Origin of the sequence: Pseudoalteromonas sp. KG3, assembly GCF_030436385.1 — a bacterium.
GTDB classification, from domain to species: Bacteria; Pseudomonadota; Gammaproteobacteria; order Enterobacterales; family Alteromonadaceae; genus Pseudoalteromonas; species Pseudoalteromonas prydzensis.
The window spans coordinates 685086-707840 of record NZ_CP098524.1 but is presented as its reverse complement, the minus strand read 5'-3'; the positions used below and the strand labels follow the sequence as shown (position 1 = coordinate 707840).

17 protein-coding genes are annotated in these 22755 nt (G+C 38.9%); 4 read left to right on the top strand and 13 right to left on the bottom strand.

What is annotated here, in order from left to right; genetic code table 11:
* Positions 1–21: 21 nt before the first annotated feature.
* From NDQ71_RS21635 to NDQ71_RS21625, 3 genes are all read right to left on the bottom strand, one after another.
* Complete coding sequence (locus NDQ71_RS21635; RefSeq protein ID WP_192540143.1) at positions 22–822, bottom strand: class III extradiol ring-cleavage dioxygenase; 801 nt, start codon at positions 820–822, stop codon at positions 22–24.
* 90 nt (positions 823–912) lie between these two features.
* A complete protein-coding gene (tmpT, locus tag NDQ71_RS21630; RefSeq protein ID WP_192540142.1) occupies positions 913–1554 on the bottom strand; it encodes a thiopurine S-methyltransferase in 642 nt (213 codons plus the stop codon).
* A gap of 9 nt (positions 1555–1563) precedes the next feature.
* Positions 1564–2052, bottom strand: coding sequence for a DUF2938 domain-containing protein (locus NDQ71_RS21625; RefSeq protein WP_301562707.1), 489 nt, complete (start codon positions 2050–2052; stop codon positions 1564–1566).
* Positions 2053–2150: 98 nt separating this feature from the next.
* Here NDQ71_RS21625 and NDQ71_RS21620 point away from each other — a divergent pair, with 98 nt between their 5' ends.
* Positions 2151–3032 (top strand): LysR family transcriptional regulator, encoded by an 882-nt coding sequence (locus NDQ71_RS21620; protein WP_192540140.1) that lies wholly within the window; start codon positions 2151–2153, stop codon positions 3030–3032.
* On the opposite strand, the gene NDQ71_RS21615 is transcribed toward NDQ71_RS21620, so the two are convergent.
* The 8 genes from NDQ71_RS21615 to NDQ71_RS21580 form a co-directional block, all read right to left on the bottom strand.
* Complete coding sequence (locus tag NDQ71_RS21615; protein WP_192540139.1) at positions 3029–3607, bottom strand: DJ-1/PfpI family protein; 579 nt, start codon at positions 3605–3607, stop codon at positions 3029–3031. The two genes, NDQ71_RS21620 and NDQ71_RS21615, sit on opposite strands and share 4 nt — an antisense overlap.
* Before the next feature lie 12 nt (positions 3608–3619).
* On the bottom strand, positions 3620–3931 hold the full coding sequence (locus NDQ71_RS21610; protein WP_192540138.1) for a cupin: 312 nt from the start codon (positions 3929–3931) through the stop codon (positions 3620–3622).
* Between the two features lie 9 nt (positions 3932–3940).
* Positions 3941–5410 carry a DNA recombination protein RmuC gene (gene rmuC, locus NDQ71_RS21605; protein ID WP_192540137.1) on the bottom strand — a complete coding sequence of 490 codons (1470 nt, stop codon included), beginning with the start codon at positions 5408–5410 and terminating at the stop codon, positions 3941–3943.
* A gap of 52 nt (positions 5411–5462) precedes the next feature.
* Complete coding sequence (locus tag NDQ71_RS21600; protein WP_192540136.1) at positions 5463–6374, bottom strand: serine/threonine-protein kinase; 912 nt, start codon at positions 6372–6374, stop codon at positions 5463–5465.
* Positions 6337–7341, bottom strand: a complete 1005-nt coding sequence (locus tag NDQ71_RS21595; RefSeq protein ID WP_192540135.1) for an FHA domain-containing protein — start codon at positions 7339–7341, stop codon at positions 6337–6339. The genes NDQ71_RS21600 and NDQ71_RS21595 overlap by 38 nt, the downstream gene beginning before the upstream one ends.
* A 720-nt stretch (positions 7342–8061) precedes the next feature.
* Positions 8062–11211, bottom strand: a complete 3150-nt coding sequence (locus tag NDQ71_RS21590; RefSeq protein WP_192540134.1) for a DEAD/DEAH box helicase — start codon at positions 11209–11211, stop codon at positions 8062–8064.
* Between the two features lie 415 nt (positions 11212–11626).
* Positions 11627–12589, bottom strand: coding sequence for a hypothetical protein (locus NDQ71_RS21585; protein ID WP_064664848.1), 963 nt, complete (start codon positions 12587–12589; stop codon positions 11627–11629).
* Between the two features lie 15 nt (positions 12590–12604).
* Positions 12605–13843, bottom strand: coding sequence for an AAA family ATPase (locus tag NDQ71_RS21580; RefSeq protein WP_301562706.1), 1239 nt, complete (start codon positions 13841–13843; stop codon positions 12605–12607).
* Positions 13844–14616: 773 nt separating this feature from the next.
* Here NDQ71_RS21580 and NDQ71_RS21575 point away from each other — a divergent pair.
* Positions 14617–15831, top strand: a complete 1215-nt coding sequence (locus NDQ71_RS21575) for a hypothetical protein (RefSeq protein WP_064664849.1) — start codon at positions 14617–14619, stop codon at positions 15829–15831.
* Positions 15832–15892: 61 nt separating this feature from the next.
* Here the strand turns inward: NDQ71_RS21575 and NDQ71_RS21570 are convergent, their stop codons facing one another.
* Positions 15893–16768 carry a DNA replication terminus site-binding protein gene (locus NDQ71_RS21570; protein ID WP_064664850.1) on the bottom strand — a complete coding sequence of 292 codons (876 nt, stop codon included), beginning with the start codon at positions 16766–16768 and terminating at the stop codon, positions 15893–15895.
* A gap of 1158 nt (positions 16769–17926) precedes the next feature.
* Between NDQ71_RS21570 and NDQ71_RS21565 the strand changes: the two genes are divergently transcribed.
* On the top strand, positions 17927–19276 hold the full coding sequence (locus NDQ71_RS21565; RefSeq protein WP_192540132.1) for a class II 3-deoxy-7-phosphoheptulonate synthase: 1350 nt from the start codon (positions 17927–17929) through the stop codon (positions 19274–19276).
* Between the two features lie 75 nt (positions 19277–19351).
* On the opposite strand, the gene NDQ71_RS21560 is transcribed toward NDQ71_RS21565, so the two are convergent.
* The gene (locus NDQ71_RS21560) at positions 19352–20161 is read right to left on the bottom strand and encodes a pyruvate, water dikinase regulatory protein (protein WP_064664852.1); all 810 of its coding nucleotides are present in this window, start codon (positions 20159–20161) and stop codon (positions 19352–19354) included.
* Between the two features lie 152 nt (positions 20162–20313).
* Between NDQ71_RS21560 and ppsA the strand changes: the two genes are divergently transcribed.
* On the top strand, positions 20314–22689 hold the full coding sequence (ppsA, locus tag NDQ71_RS21555; protein ID WP_064664853.1) for a phosphoenolpyruvate synthase: 2376 nt from the start codon (positions 20314–20316) through the stop codon (positions 22687–22689).
* The last annotated feature ends 66 nt before the right edge of the window (positions 22690–22755 follow it).

Here is a 22755-nt window from a genome sequence, read left to right as displayed (position 1 = left end):
CCCAAAACCCTACAAGTAAAGTTACTGCCACAGGTACATACTGGCCTTTTTGCCTGAAATTTCTAGCTCGTATACGCTTTCGCATCGGCGTTGTGCCGCGCCGTAACATACATGCAAAGGCAGTAAATGCTCTTCCCGAGGGTGACAAAATTGTGCCCCTGACGCTAGTTTCCAGTTAGTTAAACGTTGCGTGCGCTCAGGCTCTGCAAGCTTAGGATTTGCTAAAGTATCAATTAACCATTGCTCAAAGCTTTGGTTGAGCTTTTGCATAGCGGTTGTTTGTTTAGCAAAAAAAGCCTGCATATTATGAAAGGTAAAACCGGAGCCAATGATCAATAAATTTTCATAGTCTATTTGTTGCAACACTTGGCCAATTTTAAGGTGCATTGCGGGATCAAGGCTCGAGTTTAACGAAATTTGTACACATGGAATATCGGCCTCAGGAAACATGATTTTTAATGGTACAAACATGCCATGATCAAAGCCACGCTGGGTATCAAGGTTTGCAGTAATACCGTTACTTTGTAAGGCCTGCTGTACTTGTTCAGCAAGCTTTGGTTCGCCAGCGCACGGGTAAGTAAGTTGATACGCCTGCTCGGGAAAGCCATAGTAATCATAAATCAACTTTGGTGTTGCTGAGGCTGTAATTGCAATAGGATCTGCTTCAAAATGAGCACTGATCATTAAAATCGCACTAGGCTTAGTGATTTTAGCCGCGACTGATTGCAAACAAGTCACCATCTCTTTATGGCTTGGTTCACCAAGCAGCGGTAATGGCCCACCGCCATGGGATAAAAAGAAAACATTTGGTTTTTGCAACATAATAACCCTTAATTGATCTACGTGGTTATTATAATGCATGCACAAATCGCAATTAACTAGCCACAAAAATGCACAGCTAAAGTGCATTTATTAAGGGCTAGGGTTCATCAGCCAAACCACAATGCTTGCAGGGGTAACGCCTTTAATACCTTGGCTTAATTTTTCACAGCTGAGCATGTTTAAGCTGTAGTGCTTTGCATAAATACCTTGTACCTCAGCAGCAGGAACACTATAAGGTGTGCCACTGCGCTGCGATTGGTCATACACACAGGTGATTAATAATTGCGGCGCAGCATTACTTAAGGTAATTATGTGCTGGGCATATTGATTACGAATAGCGAAGGGCAGCGCCACTAATGCTCCGCGAGCATAAATTGCATCAATATGACCTAAATGATCTGCAGTTAAAGCAAAGACATCTCCTACCCAAATACAGATCCCCTGAGCCTGATACGCAGTGAGCAAACCGTGCTTGGTTACTTTTGGTGTAAGCGCTAACTCAATAAATAACTGCCGAATAGCCAGCTCGCTGAGCTCAACACCCACAACGTACATGTCCTTATTAAGCAAATAGTGAATGTCAACTGTTTTGCCACACAAAGGAACAAACACACGACTACTGACTGGTAAATTTAAGTTAGTAAAATAACGATCTAAACTAGGGTTTACTTTACCGTCATGAAAACCAATGTCATTGCTTTGCCAACGGTTTAACCAATATTCTGCATGCATAGCGCCTCCTTAAAACTGTAATAACACCATTGCACTGAGATACAACCCCACGCCAAACACAGCATGCGATAAAATACTTTTTACGCGTGCAGCCATTGGTGCGAGCGTTTTAGCCGCAGCAATGCCAAGCCCAAGGGCAGGCTGCATAACAAAAAAGGGCATAGCAACACTCAGCAGTCCAAACAACAGGGCTGGGGCTAAGCTCGGCGCAGCTAACCAGCTACTTGGCATCAGTAATAAAAATAGCAGGGCAAAAATAACCCCGATAAAATAATGACTAAACCAACCAATTGCGCATTCATTCGGTTGCGCAGCGGCTTTATTAATAGCAAGGTGTTGCCACTTGCCATAGCGCATAAAGCATAGCCAGCGTCCTACCATGCAAAAGTTTAAAGAGCTAATACCAAACTTGCCTAGTAGTAGTGCCCATAAATCAAGTATCGCGGTTGCGCCAATTCCAATCACAATCGCTGCTAGCCAATCTAGTGCTGAAAACATATTGTCACCCTTTACTGAAAACCTAGCGACTATGATATAGACTTACAAAAACGTTAAATACAAAGCTTTAATCAAACTTAAATTACAAAAGTGGAATTATGTTAGATGATATCGTGTTGTTTGTGCATATAGTGCAACAAGGTGGCTTATCTCAAGCGGGGGAGTATTTATCTTTGCCTGCGGCAACCGTTACGCGGCGCTTACAGCGTCTGGAGTCACGCCTTGGCGAAAAGTTACTACACCGCTCGGCGCGCCAATGCACACTCACCCAGCAAGGGCAGGTTTACTATCAAAGTTACGCAAACTTAGTTGAGCAATTTGAACAAACCAGCCATCAACTCAATCAGCAAAAAGAGCAACTGAGCGGAAAACTCAAAGTACTTGCGCCACTTAATATTTGCCATGGTTTTTTAAAGCCAATGTGGTTGTCGTTTTGCAAACAATACCCTGATATACAACTAGAGCTGATTTTAAATAACCAGCTTGAAGACATTATTAAAAGCCAAGCGGATTTAGCATTAAGAATAGGCCCACAAGCAGATTCACTATTGCAACAAAAGAAGCTCGGACAAGCCGATTCTATTTTAGTGGCTACCCCAAGCTATTTAACCAATGCCTCTGTGCTCAATGAGCCAAGCGATCTTAAACAACATCGTTTAATTGGTACAACGCTGAGAAATAAATGGCCATTAACCAATATAAAAACACGCGCAAGTTATACACATATGTGCCGCTTTAATAGTATTTATAACGACACAAGCTTTGTAAAATACCAAGTCGCTGATCACCAAGGGGTCGGCTTATTACCTCGATTTGAAATTATAAACGAACTGGCAACGGGAGAATTTGTCAGGGTGCTGCCACAATGGCAAAGCCATAACCGCGAAATTTATGCTATCTGGCCAAGCGGCCGTTTACTTAGTAAAAAAGCGGTTTGTTTACGTGATTACATGCACGAATTTATTCAACAGCGGCTTTAAGCATTTTTATGCCACTGATATTCCATTTGCTTTGCTGTAAGCTCTGCGTGTGCTGGGCTTATTAGTTCTGCAACTAGCGCTAAGCTCATATCAATTCCCGCAGAAATACCGCCAGAGGTGGTAAGTTTACCTTGTGACAGCCAACGCTTATTCGCGATCACATTTAGACTTGGGAACATTGCAGCAAGATCGGCTTGATCTTCCCAATGCGTAGTCACTGTTAAACCATCGAGTAAACCCGCTTTGGCCAGTAAAAAAGCGCCAGTACACACCGAGGCAACTTTACTAGCGGCACCAGCGGTTTCTCGGATCCAGTTTATTACGGCTGGTTTTTCAAGCTCATGTGTATGTATACCACCGACAACAATGAGTAAATCAATCGCGGGGTGATCAGCAAAACTATAATGGGGGTTTACACTAAAACCTGCACGTGCAATTATCGGCCCGGCATGCTCTGCCACAAAAAATACCTGCCAATTATTGTCTGCTAAGCGCTTTGCCGTGCTAAACACTTCAAATGGGCCTGAAAAATCCAGCACTTCGGCATCATCGTAAATATAAATAGCAATGTTCATAATGTGTTTTCCTTAAACACTGCCTTGCGTTTCAATCACTAAAATACGGGCTTCACCAACAGGATGAGCTACGTGCTCAGTGCCGACCGAGGCATAAAATATATCACCACTTTGCAATACCGCTGAATGCGTCTCGCCATCCTGTTTGTAAAACATTTCAACGGCTCCATCAAGCACCACAAACACTTCTTCGCCATCATTGATATGCCACTTATAAGGTTTATCAGTCCAATGTAAGCGGGTAGTGATGCCATTCATATTAGCAATATCTTTTGCTCCCCACGCTTTTGCTGCGGTGAACTCTTTACCACGAATGATCTGCATACAATTTCCTTATTCATCTAACTCTAATTGCGCCCGTTCTAACGTTTCGGCGGGTAGTTCTTTTTGTACTGATACACCCAACTCTTTAAACTCTGAGGCTTGTTTTATTAGGTTGCCTTTACCGCGATATAACTGCGAAAACGCTTTATCGTAACTTTCTTTGGCTTTATCTAACTGCTTACCAACGCCTTCCATACTGGTTAAAAAGCCGTTGAGCTTGCTATAAAAACGCTCCGCGCGATTAGCCAACTCTTTTGAGTATTTAGTCTGCTCTTCAAAGCGCCATAACTGTTTAACAATGTTCAAGCTGGTTAAGAGGGTAGTAGGTGTGGCCACCAAAATGTTCTTCTCTATCGCTTGTTGGTAAATATCGCTTTGGTATTTAAGGGCTTCGACAAAAGCGGATTCTATCGGTACAAACATGATCACCACTTCAGGGCTGTTAAGCCCAGGTAAGCGATCATATGATTTACTCGCCAGTTCATTAATACGTGCTTTTACGGCATCAACGTGCTCTTTAATGGCTTGTTGAGCCTCTAGTTCATTATCGGCATTTACGTAACGAGTGTAAGCGTTTAGCGAAGTTTTTGCATCAATCACTAAGTGGCGACCTTGTGGTAAATACACCACCACATCGGGACGCAAGCGACCATCTTCGGTGTTGAACGACACCTCACGTTTGTAATCACTACCAGCACGCAGTCCAGCGCTGTCTAACACGTTTTCAAGCATTAATTCGCCCCAATTACCTTGGGTTTTCTTTTGCCCTTGTAGTGCATTACTGAGCTTGTCAGCTTGTTCGGTGATTGCTTGGCTTTTCGCTTGCAAATGCAGTAATTCAGTTTTTAGAGCCGCACGTTGTTTTAGATCTTCAACGTGGATTGATTCCATTTTATCGCGAAAGCCTTTTAGCTCACCTTGCACTGGTTTTAATAACTGCTCGATGCTTTCTTGATTTAACGTTTTAAATTTTTGCGATTTTTCTTCGAGAATTTGATTCGCAAGATTTTCAAACTCTTTTTTAAGCTGCTCTTTGCTTTCTTTAATATGCTGTAACTGCTGCTCATAATGTGCTTGCTTTTGCTCAAGCATAGTACGCATACTACTGAGTTCAACATCTCGAGCATTGAACTCAGCACGTAATGAAGTTAACTCAGCTTCAGACTTACGCCAATAGTGATTATATTGCTGGCTTTGCTTTTCTTGTTCGCTAAAGCGGGTTTTAAAATGCTGAGTTTCGTCGCGTTGCTCTTGATAGCTTTGCACTAGTAGGTCGTGTTCATCTATAAGTGACATATGCTGTTGTTGCTGCTGGGTTAATTGCGTTTGTAACAGAGTTTGTTGCTGCTCTAGCTCATTTAATTGCCGAGTCAGGCGTGCACGTGTTTGGCTAAAAGCAATTCCTAAAAATGTCCCACCTACTAAAAATCCGATACCAACATTGAGCCAATCAATATTGGTAAGTAACTGTATAGACATAAATAAAACTCAATAACAAAAAGACAACTTATCATAGCGAATATAAAACCCGCTAGATAGCTGTTTTTTTCGGTTTGGCTAGCTGTTCAATTGGTAGCGTGGCTTGTGCCAAAATTTCTTGCTGTGTTAGCGCTATTATCACATTTTTCAGTTTACGGGCAGTTGTGGCGGCATCAGCAGGGCGACGCTCTTTTTTACGCTGCAATAACTGATTAAGCAAATCACATAGCTCATTAGGTAACTTAGGCGTGATCTCGTAGGCATCCATAGCTTTAGTATTGCTAATGTTGTGTGCGATAGCTTGTGATGAGCCATTTCCAAATGGATGACGGCCACTGATAAATTGAAAAGCAAGCATGCCAAAAGAGAATAGATCACTGCGAAAATCTAATGGTTGTTTATTTAGCAGCTCTGGCGACATCGCACTGGCACTGCCAAAACTTGGTATCTCAGTTTGCTGATTAGCAGGGTCACTTTGTAGTGTCGCTATGCCAAAGTCGGTAATTTTTAGTTTTTGCTTATCTATTAAGATATTTGCAGGCTTTAAATCACAATGCATCACTCCCTCTGAATGAGCATGTACTAAGCCATCACATAATTGCGCCAGTAGAGCTAGCTTTTCAGATAAGGTCGTAATATGTTGATGCTGAAATTGTTGTAAGGTTTTGCCTTTTAAATATTCCATGACAATGCAAATTTGCTTGTCGTACAGCAATACATCATGAATTTGCACTATATTAGGGTGATTGAGCCGAGCAAGTAGCTGAGCTTCAACTAAAGGATCGCTAAGCTGTGCTGTAGACTCAGTTAATTTTAAGAACTTGATCGCCACATAGCGTTTTAAACGGATGTCTTCAGCTAAATAAACACATCCCATTCCTCCTTGACTAAGTAACTTTATTAATTTGTAGTTGGCTGTTACTTTGTTAAATTGTAATACTGTTTTTTCTTGTTCTAGCGACATCCGAGGTACTCTCTAATTCGCACCCTTTATAGATCATAAAGGATGCGCCAGCAAAACGCACTTTTCGCAGTTGCCTTTCAATTATATTTTCAGCATCATGAACATTAGTCAAAACCTCTGAAAATTGCTTTCTAGCGCGATGGATTTGAATATTTAAATAGCGCATATCAACACCTAAATCTTTCACTAATTGCTCTGTATTGACCCAGCCTTGATTCGCCGGCAACACGCCTTTTTTAGCATCCGCAGCACGGTATCTGGCCAAGTTTAAGGTCAGGTAATGATGACAGCGAACATGTAAATCAACGTCCTTATTATGATGATGGATTTTTAGCTCTGAGGTTTCTTCATCTAAGCTTAAATTAAAAATGAAATCTAACTCATTAATATACAGCTGCGGCACACTGCTCACTTGGGTGTCAACTTCCAAATGGCTGGAAAGAAAAACCCATTGTTCATTAGCAACGCTAATTACACTATTATCTTGGAGCATTTCACGCGTGGTAAATTCATCATCATGCAATGATTCAAGATACCACTGGCCACTGTTTGGCTGATAAATAATGGCCCATTCAGGTTGCTCAGCCGGTAATAAGTGATAATTATTAAGTACGATAGTTTCTGTGGTTTTTTTTTGCTGAGCGTCCAATTTGACCAGTTGATCAACGGGCGCGCTTAAGTCCTTAACCACATAAGTAACTTGAGAGTTACCTGCAAAATAAATTTTGTCGCCGATGTGTAATTCTTCAGCACTATCTTTTTGCAATCGCTTATGATTTAACCAAGTCCCATTGAGGCTTAAATCCCTGATGTACCATTTCCCGTTTAGCCATTCAATGATGGCGTGGATTTTAGATACACTCAGATCATTAACTAAAGTATCAACCGAGTACTGAAAACGGCCAAAGCTATGGTGCGCATATAAAAAGCAACATTCATTTGAATCTTTATTTAATAAATAAGCCATTTTCAATACCCTTAAATAATTAGGTACATGTCTAATCGTTGATATTACTATGATTTTATAACAATAGACACAAACAAAAGAAGAAAAAACACAAAAAATTAACATTTATTTTGCAAAACAAGCAGATAAGCAATTATTACTACTGACAATAGTATTTTAGCGACAAAATGATTAAATAAATATTACGTGTTATTACAAGGCAGGCATAAAAAAGCCAGCTCAAAGTGGGCTGGCTCAATCATTACTAAATTTAGTAACCAAATGGGAAATCAACATGATGCTTGTGAAAACTGCAATTTAACAACAAGCATAATAGTAGACGCGGGGAATTAAATTTAGTTCAAAAATAATTTCAAAAAAGATCATTTTTTGCGGGCATAAAAAAAGCCAGCTCAAAGTGAGCTGGCTCAATCATTACTAAATTTAGCAATCAAATGGGAAATCAACATGATGCCTGTGCAAACTGCAATTTAACAACAAGCATATTAGTAGACGTGGGTGATTTAATTTAGTTCAAAAATAATTTCAAAAAAGATCATTTTTTTTGTAGGTATAAAAAAAGCCAGCTCAAAGTGGGCTGGCTCAATCATTACTAAATTTAGTAACCAAATGGGAAATCAACATGATGCCTGTGCAAACTGCAATTTAACAACAAGCATAATAATAGACGTAGGTAATTAAATTTAGTTCAAAAAGAAATAGATTTTTTTACAGATTATTCTAATTTTTAATTAAAGATAGCATTTGCTCTTCATCAAACTTAGTGAAAGTCATTGATTTTTCAGTAAATAATGCATCTACAAGGGCTTGCTTATGTTGCTGCATTTTAAATACTTTTTGCTCGATTGAATTTGCCATAATTAATTTATAAACAAACACGGGGTTAGTTTGACCAATGCGATATGCGCGATCTGTGGCTTGTTTTTCAACTGCGGGGTTCCACCACGGATCAAAATGGATCACGGTATCAGCTTGGGTCAGGTTAAGACCTGTTCCACCGGCTTTTAAGCTGATCAAAAATACAGAAGTTTGACCACTAGTAAATTCAGCTATCACTTTATCGCGATGCCTTGTTTGCCCAGTCAATAGGCTGAAGTTGATATCTAGTTCAGTTAATTGTTCAGCAATAATATCGAGGGCTGAAGTAAACTGGCTAAAAATAATGATATTACGATCTTCATCTAACATTACCGGTAAATGCTTACTTAACCAATCAAGCTTTGCACTTCTGGCCGCTGTAGTTTCATCAATTAAACGTGGATGACAGCATATTTGTCGTAATTTCAGGAGTGCTTCTAAAAACATTAGCTTGCTTTTTTGCGCGCCTTGCGAGGCAAACAAATCAACCATTTTCTCTTCTAGGGAGTGAGTAATGCTTTGATAAAGCTCTTTCTGCTCGGCTTCAAATTCAAACTCTTTGATTAACTCCGTTTTAGGAGGCAGTTCCTGGGCAACTTCGGCTTTAGTGCGACGCAAAATAAAAGGTAAAATTAATGATTTAAGTTCATTAGCGCGCTGTACATCAGCATCTCGCTCAATCGGTGTTTGAAAATGTTCTTTAAAGTGAGTTTGCGAGCCAAGTAATGAAGGCATAGCAAAATCAAGCAATGATTTTAACTCAAACAAGTTATTTTCAATTGGTGTACCGCTTAAACAAAGATTAAATTGTGCGTTTAAACGTTTAACTAAACGGGTTACTTGCGCGCTGTCGTTCTTAATATATTGTGCTTCATCAAGAATAATGTTTTCAAAGTATAACGGCGCATAATAAGCAATATCACGCTTTAACAGTGGGTAAGTTGTCAAAATACAATCAGCCTGAGCTAGATGCTGTAATTGCTCCACACGGGCAGAACCAAAAATAGTGGTAACTTTAATACTACTGGCAAATTTGTTCATTTCATTTTGCCAATTACTAACAAGACTCGTCGGGCAGACTATTAAAGTAGGGCCAACTTGTTCCCGTTGTCGTGCATTTGCTAAAAATGCAATTACTTGCAGGGTTTTACCTAACCCCATATCATCAGCCAAAATCCCCCCCAGTTGATGACGCTTTAAAAACTGCAACCACTGCACACCTTGCTGTTGGTATTCACGCAATTGCACACCGTCATTTAAGCCATGTAACTGCGTAACCTCTGTATTATTATCGCTAGTCAGCTCCGCGAGGTAAGATTCTAAGTTATCATCAACTAAGGTAACTTCTAAACTACTGTAATCAATTAAATGCACTAAGAAAGATAGCGGCATTAACAATTCGTCGCGGGTTTTCACAAACTCAAAGCGTTGCTTAAAATCGACTAAGGCATCAAAAGCAGCTTTGCTGATCACAGCAAAATTTTTACCATTGGCATAATAGTAAAAGTGCTCGCTTTGGCGATTTAACGATTCAAACTCAGGATTATCGTTAGCAAGTACTGATGCAGCCTTGACTCCTGGGATCAATATTTTACTAACTATTTGATGGCCTTTACCGCGCTTAACCTCTAAATTAACGCTACTGATTGCTTTTTTAACGACTAATTTTTTGTCTGTTACTTTCCAACCACGCTGTTTAAGGCTTGGAATAACTTCATATTTAAACCAATGCTGATGAATAACTGATTGTTTATTAAATATAAACTCATTCTGTAAAGCCCCTTTACATAGCGTAAAACCTAAGTTTGTAAGCTCAGTATTCACTGTATTCTCAAGCGAGGCATTAAGCAGATGCGCAGGAGCCGCATTAGGAGCATAATGCTGATCTTGATAATTGAAGTTAAGTATTAGTTTTAAATCATTATTACTATTACTAACTTCAACAACAGCTGATGCATCGGCAACACGCTTTATTCTTTTTCGTTCTGATTGTTGATAATGAGGGATAACGCCATCGCCAAAATTAGCCGCTAATTGTTTATACACTCGGTCAAAGTTGGCGGTATGAATTGCAGGAATAGAACGTATATGCGCAACTTCTTCGCCGCTCAATGGTGTACGTAAACGACCGATCCGCAATTGTTCAGTATCAAGATAAGTAGGCGGGGTGGTTTTCAGTAACAACCATGATTCTCTGCTACTTATGCGAACATTTAATTGCGTAAGATCGTTTTTATGCGACCATGAAAAACTAAGATCCTCTGCGCTATCAGCTTTAATTGCTTGACGAGAGCGGCCAAAGAATAAACGCTGAGAACTCAGTAACTGTTGTAATGCATTAAAACCCCATTGCCCTTTAAGCTCTAAGTTACCTAGAGCATTTTGCGAACGAATCCAACTGTACAAACGAAAATCCGTTTCAAGCAAATCTGTTGGGGTAACAAAGCTATTGAGCTGTTGGTCAGTTAAATTGCGGCCAAGGGTATAATTATGGTCAATAGAAAATGCGGCAATTTTAGGTGTTAAGATAACCCGATTGTTTTCTACATCAAGTACAAATAATAGTACATTTTTAGCTTCTGCTGACTGGGTTTGCTTAAGTGTTGTTAGCTCTTCAAACCAATCATTCATTATGTAATCTTGGCCATAATCACCTGAGTGATCTATTTTCAGCTTCAATAGCACTGCAGCTAAATGACGGCAATTAGTTTTGGCATCACATGAGCAATGGCGGTCAACTGCAAAGCCATTAGCTAATTTTCTGATTTCAATATGCTGGGTAAACGTGCTGCCTTGGTTACCGAACATCGACGCATCAATCACGGAAAAATCATGATTATGTTCTAACCAATTAATCTGACCGTTCGCAACATACTCTTTTGCTTTACTGAGCACATGCGGTTTAAACAGTTGCTTAATAAACCGTTCAGATAAAGGGAATTGAGTCGCTTGTTCTTGTTTTATCTCTTCAAAAATAGCGAGTAAGTCATTCTTAGATAAGTTAGCAGACATATTGCTCAAGGCAGTAAAAATCAAAAATAATTTTACCAGTATATGATTTATCTTCACTGAGCTAAAGCATTAATATGTTTAATCGGACTGGTTGGAGCTGCCAGCTTAGTAAAAAAATGATCTCGGCATAGATAACTGAGTAGATTTGTAGTTAATCACAATTAACCAACAACTAACACACAAGTTATAAACAACTCACTAGAAATAAGGGGGCTTTACAGATCATATTTTTACTAAGCAAAGAGCTATCAACTTGCAAAAAGCGAAAATAAGGGGAGTAAGTTAGTAAAAAAATGATCTGCACGTTAAAAACGCTCTGCTTTAAACATTTCAGATCATTATTTTACTAACAAAATGAGGGTTGAGATCAGATTATTACTAACTTGATAGCACCCTTAGATCAGATTTTTATCAACTAATTAAAAGCATTCAAAAGCTTAGTTAACTGCTCTAAGCGCTTGTCAGTCATCACTTTATTGTCAATTTTAATGGAAACATCACCACTTTTTAAGTTGCGTTGTACGCTGATATAGTCATTTTCTAACAATGCTTCGCGGCGTTGTGCTGATTGTGGCTCAGCAGTAAGTAGCTTAGTGATCGCCATTGCACGCTTATCATCGCCAGTAATTTCTTCTAAACTTTGATCATGCGTTAAATGATTAACCAGCTGATTAAAGGCATGTTCGTCTCGCTCTTTAGCTGCAATCAATTTTTTAGCAACTTCACGGCCAACATGGTTCGCGGTTGGGTAGAGCGAAAGCACTGTTGCAGGAAGCTTCTCGTACGCTTTAATTGCATCGGCAATGGCTGTATGAGATACGCCTTCAATCGCAGCTACTTCGCGGTAAGAGCCTTTTTTGCCTTGCTCAACTAACTCATCTTTAGTCTGTTGGTAAGCTTGGCCGAGTTCCCATAAGCTTGGAGCGATATATTGATCCGATGAAATAGCTAAAATCTTAGCATCTTGCTCGGTGAAATCAGTTGAACTCAACACCATATAATCAGCTTGACCTAAAATACAGGCCATACGGCGACGTGAGCCTGCCAGTACGAGTGTTTCGTCACCTTTATCCCAACACAGGGCAGGGTGTTGGTTGCGTCCATCCTCGCTGATAGCAGGAAGGATATCAGCAACTGATTTTTCATTCAGTAATATTTGAACACGACGATTTTTAGCATAGACCTTCGTACTACTTTCAATTTCTGCATGAGGGATCACTTTACAAATAAGGGTGATCTGGCGAGTTGGATCACTCGGTGCAGGCATTTTGATCACATCACCAGCACTGGCTTGCTCCAGTAATTCATCTAAGCTACTACTACCAATTGAAGTTGCAAAAGGATCTAAGCTGGTGTCATTTTTACGTTTTTTAGCCATTTTTTGTTAACTACCTTACTTAGGTTCATTCAATTGAGATTGGGTTGAAAGCCAATTTGAGCGGATCAACATTTCAAGTTCATCGACAACATCCTTAATATTTTCTTGTGCGCGCAGTAAAGACTCACGACTGGCAAGACTATCCGATGTTTTTTGATCAAATATGGTGTTAAATGATGATGAACTGGCTGTAATAGCTGAACTATGGTTAATAGGGTAACTCATCACTTGACGACCAAATGCACTACGAACATCTTTAACAATGTCACGTTGTGAGTGGTTACCTTTAACGTAATTAGTGACTAAAAACTGCATAAAGTCCCAGCCTTCATGGCCTAAAGAAGCCACTGTGTGATAAATTTCACCTAAGCGTTTAAGATATTTATTGTTCGCATCAAAGTCTACAGCTTCTGGATGAACAGGAATTAGCATGGCAGTAGAAGCCATTAAAGCGTTATAAAACATGAAGTTAAGAGAAGGAGCTGTATCAATTAAGATAATATCAAATTGGTCTTTGACGGGCTCAATGACTTTTTCGAGTAATTTATGATAATGACAAGTAACATCATAACTTGAGCTATCTTTTAACAAGGTCGCTGTTTCATGCTCAAAATAAAAATCATCCATACCAGAAGGTAATATTCGGATATTTGGAATATGCGTAGGTAAAAAAGCATTCGTAACAAGTTGTTGCCAGGTTTCATCCGCATCTAAATCAATACAATCACGCATTAAATCACCAACCGTAATTGGTTCAGGTTCGCTAGGTGGGAAAAAACTTGAAGAAGAGCCTTGTGGATCTAAATCGATAATACCGATGCGGTAACGCTTAATATTTGTAGTTGCTAACGCAGCTGCAATATTTACCATACTGGTGGTTTTACCACAGCCGCCTTTTAACGAATTGATCACAATAACCTGTAATTTATCGTCAACATTGCGATGATCTGGCTGAATATCCATGATATCTGCCATTGCAAAGATATTAACTAGGGTATACGCATAATGACCATTAGCACCGCGTTTGATATTTAACTCGTCAAAATCGCCATTGTCATGTCGGCGTTTTAAAGTGCGGTTGTTACAGCCTAACAGATCAGCTGCTGCCTTTTGGGTATAGGTGCGTAGTTCTTTTTCTTCTGATTTTAAATGGGCACGATAATGCTGAATACGTCCTGCTAATGATTTTTCTGCTACTTCTGCAGTTGCTTTTAAAAGCCGATAGGTGGAGAGCGCATTATTATGAATTGACATACTTTCTTCCTCAAAGTTAGGCATTTAGTATAATGTCCATTCAAATTACTGTAAACAACTATTTATGACGACATCACTTTTAATAACAAGACATTAAAAAAACCTATTGAAGACTTAATATCGCTTAGTATAAATAAAGAAGTTTAAAGGTGGTTAGATATATAAGGTAGTAAAGGTTAAGGGGCTAAAATATGAATATAACCTCATGAAATATATAAACAATAGTAAAAAAAGTGGATCAGGTTTATACTTGGTTAAGATCAGATCTTTAGTTACTGGCAGATCACTATTTTACTTACCGGAAATTTAATAATTGAGTTATACACAGCTTGAGCACAGTATTATGCACAAAAAGTGTCGTTTAGATCAGTTTTTTACTAAGTAAATTAAGATGTTATCCACCATCTATCTGTAAATATAGTGGCTTTAATTAGTATAGATCTGATCTGTAGTAGGTATAGATCAGATCTATGCTAACTGATCTGCTGATTATCCACAGCCTAGTAAGAAAAAACATAATTATGTCGTGTGTTTAATCGTAAAAAATGAAAAAAGACGGACAATATTTTAGTTGAGTTAGTAAAAATTAGACTTATAACCCCTCAGTTAGTAAAAAAGTGATCTCAAAACGTCAAAGATCATGCTATGTTAGTAAAAAAGTGATCTGAAAATATATTTTAAACTCAGATCAAGTTTATACTAACTTAAACATTTAACTTTTACAGTTTAATGTGTTGTTATTAACTGTCGCAACAAATTTGGAAATAAGAACAATGAACCGAAAGGTCAACATCTCGGTAGATAACTTGCCCGATACATTACGGGGCCAGATCCACGGGGTGGAAAGTGCAATTGATAACGAAAGTCTCGCATTATTTACAGATAATAAAGATGTACGTGTATCAATAGAAAATGCAGCGCATGGTTTACGAGCCTATTCAAATACATTTAATCATTATGATTTATGGGGACGCTTTGTTCGCTCAGGTCATAAAAAATTACCTTTAGAAGAAGCACCAAAAAAAACCATCATCACTCGGAAAATATCAGAGAAAGTTGATGGAATTTTATATGATGGTGAAATTAAAATTACACCTGCTGTAGTCAGTAGCCGCAAAGATGGTGAGGATGTTGAATATTTAGTTTGGCCATCAGATCGCGAAGAAAAAGTTGAACGTGCTCTTATTCGTTTAGCATCAAAAGGTAAAATCGTAAAAATTAATTTTAAGTCCGGTATTCAATATGCTGTGGTTTTTTCGATGAACGAATTAGCTCAGGAACTTAAGGCTGTTGGGCAATCGATGCCTTACCCGCAAATCAAAGAAGCATTAGAAGCATTACAAGGTTCGAAGTTATCTTTTAAATATTCTGCGACAGATACAAAAAATACAGATATCGATGATTCATTTTACGAATCAAACATGAACTTTTTGTCATCTCTTCACTTTAGTGGGAAGAAAGGGCAGGGCGGGAACGTAAAATGTGTGGCATGTTTGAATGCGTTTGTGCATAACATGATCGATAATCTTGAATACAAAGGTTATTACTTCAATAGTGCACAAGAATTAAAACGCGGATTATCTCGTTGGATGATGCTTCGCCTTTATCATTTATGGCGCTATGCTGCACCAGGTAAAACATATCATTTTAGATTACTTTCTATTATGGAAAAATATGGTTCAATATATTCGACCGATGATATTACAGAAAATAAATTAAAAGCACTGCGTCGTGATATGACAACAACAATGAAAGATTTAATTGAGAAAGGTGCAATTTCAGAATACAGCATCACTAATGTTAAAGATGATAAAACAGGTAACATTGTTGACTATACCTATGAAATGCATCCATCTGATCAGTTCTGCGATGAAATACTAACGTTGAACAAGCATAACAAACGAATTGAGATCCAAGGTGGAAAACGTATTGTTGAGAATGCTGTCTTAATTGATGAAGATAAAATTGAAGCTATTGTAGAAGATTGATTTTAATTCACGCTAGTATAATTTACCAAAAGGCCGCTATATAGCGGCCTTTTTAACATAATCACTTATCAACTTGTTCTAAATAAAGCCTATCAACAAGAAAATCATATTCACGTTTTCGCGGGTGGCTTTCAGGTTTTTGATAATCTGACAAAGTGCCGAGTTTTACATCTGGTTCAGGATTAATCAAAATAAAGGGCAATGCTGCACTTACATGATAACGGTTTTGTGCTGTATATCTAACATTCACTTGAGGGCTTACGCGAGTTGGCCGGCGAATTCTTAACTTTTCTTTATCACCTAAACTTGCAACTCTTGATTGTTCTTGAGCAACAAGGGCTTGCCAGCTGTGTTGGTCTATCATCCGAGGATTAGAGTAACCTGCGGATTTTTCGAGCATGGCGAGAGCCATTTTTTTAGTCAGCGTTTTGGTCGCATGCTTATGCATCCAAGTAAAGCGAACTGAAAAAGGGGAGTCAATTTCAAAGTGCACTTTGCGATATGCTGCTAGTGTTATTAAATTTGGAATCGCATTGTGTACAGCTTCAAAGCGAGCATCATTATTATCGATTGCTAAAATACAATCTTTAAATGAAGCTTTTGCTTTATTTAATTGTTGAATCCGCGCAACGAGTTGTCTTTGATCTGCATTATCAATAACCAATAGACCTGGGTGGCGCTTTAAAACACGACTACTGAGGTCAGTTTTTTTATATATATCTGTAAACGAATTTAATATTGCTCTGTGGGCTTCATCGCCAGTTATTTTTTTAACACTGATAGATTGGGGAATCACTTTTTCATCCCGACTTTCAATATCAGGTAATTGATAATATTCAGCCTTTTTGTAGCCACAGGATTTAAGATCATCAATAAATAAGTTTGTTAAATCACTAAGTAAGTCGAACTGACTGCGAATTTGTACTTTAGTTACCATAAGAACACATCATACTAATTTGATACAGCTAGTCTACCATAGTGAAAAATATTTTCTATATTTAATCACCGCACATCCTTTTGGCTATATTTAGCTAATTTTATCTCGGGGCTAAGTTTAAACTATAAGTATATAAAGTATGATGTGTTCTTTTATGTGTTTGTTTCTATAGTTTGTAGGCGTATTAATTTGTTCTTCTTTTGAGTTAAGTGCATTGCACATTAAGCAAATCTCTAGTGTTTTGGCATTAGCTAAGGTAATTAAATGACACATTGGATGTAAAACCTCTACCAATCAATTAAAACGGTCTTGCGAAATTATATTAAGTTACATAGCCTCTATAACTTAAAGTATCTTCGGGCTTATTCCTGGCACTTGAGTATAGTGATGAGCGAATTACTACGACTAAAGACACAATGTAACAGCTTTACTTTATCACTGCTCCCTGCAAAATATCCAAGAGCAGTTTGTAATTTAAGAGTTGCTAGGGTAGTAACAGAAATTTAGTACCAAATAGAAACATTACAAAATCTAATTATTACAATTTGGGATGGATGAAGATCATATTCATTCTTTAGTTTATTAAGTTCTGACCTACAGCATAACTAAGTTGGAACGATGATTAAAAATTTAACGGCAATTAGGGGAGGTTTAAAAGTGCTGCTATGTCAAACAACAATTATGGCTAACTCCATTTTAGATCATCTGTTAGCTATGCTCTAACCAAATATTCCGTTCATTAATTAAGTACCTCCTTAGCAAAAGAGTTTGCCCTGAGGATACTTAACGCTAGCTCTTAGCACATAAAATAAAAACAAGCTACTTGATAACTTATAATTTTTATAATTAACTGTAAAGTTTAGGGTACACCTTTCAATTATTCAAGTATGATGTGTTCTTCACATGTGTGTAATGATGCATGCTTGGTAAGGCATGCTCTGTATAATCAGGGAAAGTAGTTTATCTGTTTAAAATTAATGATTTATAAGTAATTTCCAACTGGAAATAAAATGATAAAAACAGATTACTGATCAGCGAATTTCAATAATATTTATCTCATAACTAAATAATTGATAATTAGCGAATATAGTCCTTGAACAGGGGGGCCGCATACGTTAATTTTCACCTAACAGGTAAACGTAGGAATGAGGAAAGAACATGCAGTCGTGGAACCCAAATAGCTGGAGAGAGCTCCCAATACTTCAGCAACCACAGTACCCAGATCAACAAGCGCTTAAAAGCGTAGAAAGCCAATTAAAAAGTGCGCCACCTTTAGTTTTTGCTGAAGAGACACGTAGTTTGTTTAAACAACTTGAAGATGTGTGCGAAGGGCGTGCATTTTTACTTCAAGGTGGCGATTGTGCTGAATCATTTAGTGACTTTAATGCTGCTAATATTCGTGACACCTTTAAAACCATTTTACAAATGGCGGTTGTACTTACCTATGGCGGTAAGTGTCCTGTCGTTAAGATTGCGCGAATGGCTGGCCAATATGCAAAACCGCGCTCAGCAGATTTGGAAACGATTGATGGCGTTTCATTGCCTTCATATCGCGGCGATATTGTAAACAGCTTTGAATTTACTGAAGAAGCGCGTATTCCAGATCCTCAACGTTTAATGACAGCGTATCATCACAGTGCTGCAACATTAAACTTATTGCGTGCATTTGCACAAGGGGGACTTGCTGATTTACACCAAGTTAACCGTTGGAATATGGGCTTTGTGGCTGCAAATCCACTAAAAGAGAAATACCAGCAGTTAGCTGACAAAATTCAAGACGCCCTAGAGTTTATGGAAGTGTGCGGGATCAACTCGACAATTGCGCCAAGCTTGAAAGAAACTGATCTATATACTTCTCACGAAGCTTTATTACTCGGTTATGAAGAAGCACTAACACGTCGAGACCACTTATCGGGTGATTGGTATGATTGTTCTGCGCACTTTGTTTGGATTGGTGAACGTACTCGTCAGCTTGATCATGCCCACATTGAGTTTTTCAAAGGCATTAAAAACCCAATAGGGGTTAAAGTTGGCCCAGGTATGGACCCAGACGAACTAATTCGTTTAATTGATGCAGTAAACCCAGATAACATCCCTGGTCGTTTAACGTTAATTACACGCATGGGTGCTGATGTATTGCCAGAAAAGCTACCAGCGCTAGTACGAAAAGTACAACAGGAAGGCCGTAAAGTAATTTGGAGCTCTGATCCAATGCACGGTAATACTGAAAAAGCCACTTCAGGATATAAAACCCGTAGCTTTGACAATATTCTACGTGAGATCAGTCAGTTTTTTGCTGTACATAAAGCCGAGGGTTCATACGCCGGTGGTGTACATTTAGAAATGACTGGTCAACATGTCACTGAATGTACCGGTGGTGCTTATGGGTTGTCAGACGATGATTTAGCACAACGTTACCGCACGCAGTGTGACCCACGCTTAAATGCAGACCAAGTATTAGAGCTTGGCTTCTTAGTGGCAGACTTATTAAAAGACGCACGTAAGTAAATAAGTAACCCGCATTAATAAAAAGCCGCAACTGCGGCTTTTTTAATGTCCGATATTATTTAAAAACAGCAGAAGTTAGTACTTACGGCGCTCTAAACCTGTATCAGAAATGATTTTTGCTGAAATTTCTTCAACAGAATGGTGTGTTGAATTTAAGTAAGGGAGTTTATGTTTTTTATACAGCATTTCAACTTCACGTACTTCAATACGGCACTGTTTTAGCGATGCATATTTAGAGTTTGCCATACGACGTTGGCGAATATCAGCCAGCCGTAGTGGGTCAATTGTCAGGCCAAATAGTTTTTGCTTATATGAAGTTAAACAAGCAGGTAACTTGCCCGTTTCTAGGTCATCTTCTGTAAGCGGATAATTAGCTGCTTTAATACCGTATTGTAAAGCAAGGTATAAACTCGTCGGTGTTTTACCACTGCGACTTACACCCACTAAAATAATATCAGCCTCTGCGTAATTTTTGATGTTTGCACCGTCATCATTTGTCAATGCATAGTTAACCGCATCAATTCTAAAATCATAACTTTTCTCATGCATTGAATGTGTTCGGTGTACTTTAGGTACCGGTGCAACTTTAAGCTCGTCTTGGATTTTATCACTAAAAGTGGTCAAAAAATCATAACTCACAGCATTAGATGAGCGAATGATTTCACTTAGGCTATGATTAACAAACGTAAAAAAAACCAATGGTTTTTCACCTTCACGTTGTGATGTTGCATTGATCAATGCTTTTACTTCGTTAGCTTTTGCTTCAGTTTCAACAAATGGAATAGTTTTATGGTTAAATTCGACGGGAAATAAAGACAAAGTCGCATGGCCAAATACTTCAGAAGTAATGGCAGTACCGTCAGAAATATAAAATGCAGTTCTCATATTAACCTTTTTATTACGTTATAGAGTAAAATGGGGTCCTTACGGTTTACGTAAGGTCTGTTACCAGTGTAGAATGAAGGTGACCTTTTTAGAAGGTTTTCTTTCTTAACTCTCACAGTTAATACGACAATTTGTTTTTTGGAGAAAGACCCGTGCAAGAATACGTTCTCTGGTATCAAGAGCTTGGTATGCAAGATGTTCCACGAGTTGGTGGCAAGAATGCCTCACTTGGTGAAATGATTTCTAACCTAGCTAACGCTGGTGTACAAGTGCCAGGTGGTTTTGCTACAACCGCCGACGCCTTTAATGAGTTTCTAGATCAATCAGGACTCAATGCAAAAATTCATGACATTCTCGACACTCTTGATGTTGATGATGTAAACACACTAGCCAAAGTAGGTGCTGATATCCGCCAATGGATCATCGACACACCATTCCAACCTAATTTAGATCAAGCAATCCGCGATGCATACAGCCAACTCCACGGTGATGCAACAGCTGATGTATCATTCGCCGTTCGTTCATCAGCAACTGCTGAAGACATGCCAGATGCATCGTTTGCAGGTCAGCAAGAAACCTTCCTAAATGTTCGTGGTATTGACTCTGTCATGGTTGCCATCAAACATGTATTCGCTTCATTATTTAACGACCGCGCAATTTCATACCGCGTACACCAAGGTTATGATCACCGTGGTGTTGCATTATCTGCGGGTATTCAGCGTATGGTTCGCTCTGACAAATCAGCATCAGGGGTAATGTTCAGTATCGATACTGAATCAGGCTTTGAAGATGTGGTATTTGTTACATCAAGCTATGGACTAGGTGAAATGGTTGTACAGGGTGCGGTTAACCCTGATGAATTTTATGTTCATAAACCAACACTTGCAAAAGGTAAGCCGTCGGTAGTACGTCGCAATATTGGCTCTAAAGCTATTCAAATGATTTACTCAGCTGATGAAGCACATGGTAAACAAGTTGAAATTGTGGATGTGGACACTGCGCTTTCTAACAAATTCTCAATCACAGATGCAGAAGTTGAAGAACTTGCTAAGCAAGCTGTGATCATCGAAAAACACTATGGCCGTGCCATGGATATCGAATGGGCGAAAGACGGTAACGATGGCAAACTTTACATCGTACAAGCACGCCCAGAAACAGTTCGCTCAAACGAAGATACCAATGTTATGGAACGCTTCCAATTAAATGGCAGCAGTAATGTTGTTGTCGAAGGTCGCGCGATTGGTCACAAGATTGGTTCAGGTACAGTACGTGTACTTAATTCGATCAGTGAAATGGACCAAGTTCAAGTTGGCGATATCTTAGTTACTGATATGACAGATCCAGATTGGGAGCCTATCATGAAACGCGCTGCAGCGATTGTTACTAATCGTGGTGGTCGTACATGTCACGCAGCAATCATTGCCCGTGAATTAGGCATTCCGGCGGTAGTTGGTTGTGGCAACGCAACTGATTTAATTAAAGCTGGCCAAGAAGTTACCGTATCATGTGCCGAAGGCGATACCGGTTTCATTTACGAAGGTATTCTAGACTTTGAAATCCTCACTTCTCGTGTAGATAAAATGCCTGAACTACCAATGAAAGTTATGATGAACGTGGGTAACCCTGATCGCGCGTTTGATTTTGCACGTTTACCACACGCAGGTGTTGGTTTAGCCCGTGTTGAATTTATCATCAACCGTATGATTGGTGTGCATCCTAAAGCATTATTAAATTTTGATGCACAAACTGATGCATTAAAAGCAGAGATCACAGAAATGATGGCCGGTTACGAATCACCGGTTGAGTTCTATATTTCAAAACTGGTTGAAGGTATTGCAACACTCGGTTGTGCATTTGCGCCTGAGCGCGTTATTGTTCGTATGTCTGATTTTAAATCAAACGAATACGCTAACTTAGTTGGCGGCCAACAATATGAGCCAGAAGAAGAAAACCCAATGATTGGTTTCCGTGGTGCTGCACGTTATATCTCGGAAGATTTCCGTGATTGTTTCGCGCTTGAGTGTGAAGCAATAAAACGCGTACGTAACCAAATGGATATGACCAACATTGAGATCATGATCCCGTTCGTACGTACCCTTGAAGAAGGTAAACGCGTTATTGAATTACTTGAAGAGCATGGCCTTAAACGTGGCGACAACGGCTTAAAAGTAATCATGATGTGTGAACTGCCATCAAATGCACTACTTGCAGAAGAGTTCTTAGAGTACTTTGATGGCTTCTCAATTGGTTCAAACGATTTAACTCAGTTAACACTCGGTCTTGATCGTGACTCCGGTTTAATCGCTCATTTATTTGATGAACGTAACCCTGCGATCAAAAAGTTACTTTCTATGGCTATTCAAACAGCCAAAGCCAAAGGAAAGTATGTAGGTATTTGTGGTCAAGGTCCTTCAGATCATGAAGACTTTGCAGCCTGGTTAGTAGAGCAGGGCATTGATTCTGTTTCACTAAATCCAGATACAGTAATCGAAACATGGTTATACCTTGCTAAAAAATTAGCAAAGTAACAAGCCACGATTAAGATGAAAAATGCCAGCTTATTTGCTGGCATTTTTGTTTACGCAATTAATTTT